Here is a 4,019-nt window from a genome sequence, read left to right on the forward strand (position 1 = left end):
CCACGGGTGGGCGTACCTCATCATGCTGGGAGCCCTCTACTACAAGTGTCTCATGGTGATGGAGGACCGGTTCCATGCCGAGACGTACTGGGAGACGATCGAGAAGTACGGGATCACCCAGGACCATTGGACGGGGACGGTGCCGCTCAACCTGATGAAACTTCCGAAGAGCGATTTCGAGCAGAAGGTTCGGCTGAAGATCCTGGGAACGTTCGGCGCCCTGTACACGGCAATGAAAGATCGTTGGCCGAACCTCAGTTTCCAGAGCCTCTACGGACAGACGGAGCACCCGTTCGTCACGGAGGTTCCGCCGGACCAGATCTACCCGGGGTCGGACGGGGCGCCGAAGCACCCGGACGAGATCCTGATCCTGGGGAACGGGGGAGAGATCCTTCCGCAGGGGGAGACCGGCGAGATCGTCTGCCGCTGCCGTTGCGGCGTCGTGATGAAGGGGTACTACAAGAACCCCGAGGCGTCCGCCTCCAGCCTGAAGGTCGGGACGGGGCACGTCGACCTCCAAACGGGGGACCTGGGGAAACTCGATCCGAAGGGACATCTCCACTTCGTCGGCCGGAAGAAAGACGCCCTCCGCGTGCGTGGGGAGATGGTGTCGGTAGAACATATCGAGCATCTTCTGAATGGCCATCCGAAAGTGGCGGAAAGCGCCATCGTCGGGTATATCGCGCCGGAGAAAGCGGAGCTGAAGGAAGAGGAGATCGTCGCGCACCTGGTCGTCCGGAAGGGCGATTTGTTGGCGCCGGAGGAGTTCCACGCATGGTCGGAGAAGAACCTCGCCCGGTTCATGCGGCCCCGGTACCTCGTGTTCCGCGAGAAGCTTCCGAAGACCGCAACGGAGAGGATCCAGCGGTTCAAGGTGCGCGAAGAGGGCATCTCGGGGGCGGTCAAGCTGTATTAACGTTCCCCGCGGGAGGTGCGCGATGGGGTTGTACGAACTCGGAGGCCGGGTCCCGTCCGTCGGGGAGGGAACCTACGTGAGTCCCGCCGCCCACGTGATCGGGGACGTCCGGATCGGGGAAGGGTGCTGGATCGGGCCCGGCGCGGTGATCCGGGGAGATTTCGGCCCTATCACGATCGGGGGCTTTTCCGCAGTCGAGGAGAACTGTGTCGTTCACTGCTACCCGGACTCCGAGTGCGTCGTCGGGGAGTATGTGACGATCGGGCACAACGCGACCGTGCACGCAGCTCGCGTCGGCGACTACGTCACGGTCGGGATGGGCGCGGTGCTAGGGGTAGACGCGGTGGTCGGATCGTGGTGCATCGTCGGGGAGGGCGCGGTCGTCCGGTCCCGGCAGGAGATTCCGCCGGATACCGTCGTCGCGGGTGTCCCCGCGGAGAGGATCGGCTCCATGGACGACGCGAAGAAGAAATACCGGATGGAAGGGAAGCGACTGTATGCCGGGTTGGGCAGACGCTACAAGGAAGGACTGAAGCCGCTGTAGGCAGGAAGGGAGGAACGGGAAATGCGGGGAGTCTCCATCATAGGCATCGGCACGACGCCGTTCGGGGTACTGGAAGGGGTGGGTTTGAAGGCGATGGCGATCCAGGCCGCCAACCAGGCGCTCCTGGACGCCGGCCTCGACCGGAAGGAGATCGAGGCGCTCTACGTGGGGAATTTCATCTCCGGGGTCCTCACCGGCCAGGAGACGATCGCCCCCCAGATCGGGGACCTCCTCGGCTTGCGCAAGGACGTCCCCTGCACGAAGGTGGAGGGAGCGTGCTGTTCGGGGGGGATCGCCCTCCGGCACGGCCACTCCCTTATCGCGTCGGGTCAGGCGCAGTTCGTTCTCGTGATCGGGGTCGAGAAGATGACGCACGCCTCGACGGAGAAGAACACCGAGGGGCTGGCGACGGCGATGGACCACGATTCTGAAGGGAGGACGGGCCTGACCTTCCCCGGGTTCTTCGCACTCGTGGCGAATCGCCACATGCACGAGTTCGGGACGACCGCGGAACACCTGGCTCTCGTGTCGCTCAAGAACCACGACAACAGCGTGAGCAACCCGAGGGCGCGATTCCGGAACAAGGTCTCGATCGAGAAGATCCGGGAGTCGAAGATGGTGGCCGATCCGCTGCGGGTTTACGATTGCTGCCCCATCAGCGACGGGGCGGCGGCCGTGGTCCTCTGCCCGTCGGAGATCGCCCGCCGGTTCAACCCGAACCCGGTCGAGATCATCGGCACGGCGCAGTCCACCGGATACACGACACTGTACGACACTCCGAACCCGGTCACCCTCGACGCAACCGTCATTGCGGGAAAGAGGGCGTTCGCGATGGCGGGAATCCGGCCGGCGGACGTCGACGTCGTGGAGCTGCACGACTGCTTCACCATCGCCGAAATCGTGGACAGCGAGGATCTCGGCTTTTTCCCGAAAGGGCGGGGAGGATTCGCAGTCGCCGATGGCCTGACGAGGGTGGATGGCAAGGTTCCCATCAATCCGAGCGGGGGATTGATATCCAAAGGGCACCCGGTCGGCGCTACGGGGATAGGCCAGGTCTACGAGATCGTCCGGCAACTCCGCGGGACCCATGAGAACCAGGTGAAGGACGCGGAGATCGCACTGACCCACAACCTCGGCGCCACGGGCCAGGTGGTCACCGTGAACATCTTCCGGAGGGCGTCATGAAAGTCGGCGGCGGACCCATACCGGTCGTAAGATGTACCGATTGCGGGGCGCCGGCGATACCTCCCCGCTATGTCTGCGGGGCGTGCGGGGGCACCGGATTTTCATCGGATCGCATCGACGCACAGGCGGTGATCTGCTCCTACACCGTGGTCCGGATCGCCCCGGAGGCGTTCCGGGCCGACGTCCCGTATTCCGTTCTTCTGGTCGATCTGGCCCCGGGGCTTCGCGTGACCGCGAGGCTCGTCGGGGACAAGGGGGAGGCAGGTCTGTCCGTGGGGCAGCCGCTGACGTTCGACAGGGTCGACGAGAGGGGCGTCTATTGGTTCCGGTCGTTGTGAAGGGGAAACGTCCGGGCATTGCCGGATCCGGGGGGCTCGAGCGCTCTGAGGAGGGCGGGGTGGTTATCCTGACGATTCGTCGCCCGCCGGCCAACGCATTGGACAACGCCACGGTGATGGCGCTCCGGCGGGCGATGGAGGACCTCATGCGGCGGGGGGACGACGTGAAGGGAATCGTCCTCACCGGGCATGGGGACCGGTTCTTCTCGGCGGGAGGAGACGTCAAGGAGCTGGAAGGACTGACCGTCCGGGGAGGAGTCGCCAGGATCCGCGCGTTTCATGCCGTAATCGGCCTGATGGAGCGGATCGAAGCCCCGGTGGTCTGCGCAGTCAACGGATACGCGGTTGGGGGAGGCGCGGAGCTCTGCCTGTTCTCGGACCACCGGGTCGCGGTTCGATCCGCGCGGTTCGGCCTCCCGGAGGTGAACCACGGGCTTTTGCCGGCGGCGAAGAGCATCCGTCAGGCTGTTCGGGTGCTCGGGCTCCGCGATGCGCGCAGGCTTCTGTACGGAGGCGATATAATCGACGCCGAGGAAGCGCGTCGCATCGGGGTCGTAGACGACATCGTTGAAAATCGGGAAGAGCTCATGAGAAAGGCGATCTTCTGGGTGCGGACGGTCGGATCGAAACCCAGGGCGCTCACGGGGCCCCTGAAATGGACGATGCTTCACACCGCTGGATCTACGGACAAGGAACTCGAGCGGATGACCGTCCAGGATTTCCGCCGATACTTCGGAACGCCGGAGGTGAGGGAGCGGATGCGGTCCGTGTTGGGAAGGTGGAAGCGACCGCGGAATGGCCCGGGCTGCAGAGGGGATTCGGACACCGGATCCTGACCTGCGGGATTTTTTTCCGCTGCGACCAACCGTCCAGTAGGTCCGTTTTGCCACAGCTCCTCCACCGGCGGAGGACTGCAGGAAGTTTCAACTGAGGAGGCGCCCATTGAAGATCCTGGTGACGATCAAGCCGGTCCCGAACCCGGACGAGAAGGTGAAGATCAAGGGGGACGGCAGCGGGATCGTGTTGGACAACATCA

Annotated in this window: 6 protein-coding genes; all 6 read left to right on the forward strand. The window is 64.4% G+C overall.

Annotated features, from left to right (window positions below):
* On the forward strand, positions 1 to 916 hold a 916-nt coding region (locus HZB86_03610; GenBank protein MBI5904625.1), incomplete at its 5' end, for an AMP-binding protein.
* A gap of 22 nt (positions 917 to 938) precedes the next feature.
* A complete protein-coding gene (locus HZB86_03615; GenBank protein ID MBI5904626.1) occupies positions 939 to 1,460 on the forward strand; it encodes a gamma carbonic anhydrase family protein in 522 nt (173 codons plus the stop codon).
* Between the two features lie 21 nt (positions 1,461 to 1,481).
* Positions 1,482 to 2,645: a thiolase domain-containing protein gene (locus HZB86_03620; protein ID MBI5904627.1), complete on the forward strand. Its 1,164-nt coding sequence runs from the start codon at positions 1,482 to 1,484 to the stop codon at positions 2,643 to 2,645.
* Between the two features lie 128 nt (positions 2,646 to 2,773).
* Positions 2,774 to 2,983 (forward strand): OB-fold domain-containing protein, encoded by a 210-nt coding sequence (locus HZB86_03625; protein MBI5904628.1) that lies wholly within the window; start codon positions 2,774 to 2,776, stop codon positions 2,981 to 2,983.
* A gap of 59 nt (positions 2,984 to 3,042) precedes the next feature.
* A complete protein-coding gene (locus HZB86_03630) occupies positions 3,043 to 3,819 on the forward strand; it encodes an enoyl-CoA hydratase/isomerase family protein (GenBank protein ID MBI5904629.1) in 777 nt (258 codons plus the stop codon).
* 106 nt (positions 3,820 to 3,925) lie between these two features.
* Positions 3,926 to 4,019, forward strand: a 94-nt coding sequence (locus HZB86_03635) for an EtfB protein (protein ID MBI5904630.1), incomplete at its 3' end; no start/stop codon positions are given.

This window comes from Deltaproteobacteria bacterium (genome assembly GCA_016234845.1).
Lineage (GTDB): Bacteria > Desulfobacterota > Deferrimicrobia > Deferrimicrobiales > Deferrimicrobiaceae > JACRNP01.

Coding starts and splice junctions, on each gene's coding strand:
- HZB86_03620 (MBI5904627.1), top strand. CDS start 1,482: ATGCGGGGAGTCTCCATCATAGGCATCGGCACGACGCCGTTCGGGGTA.
- HZB86_03615 (MBI5904626.1), top strand. CDS start 939: ATGGGGTTGTACGAACTCGGAGGCCGGGTCCCGTCCGTCGGGGAGGGA.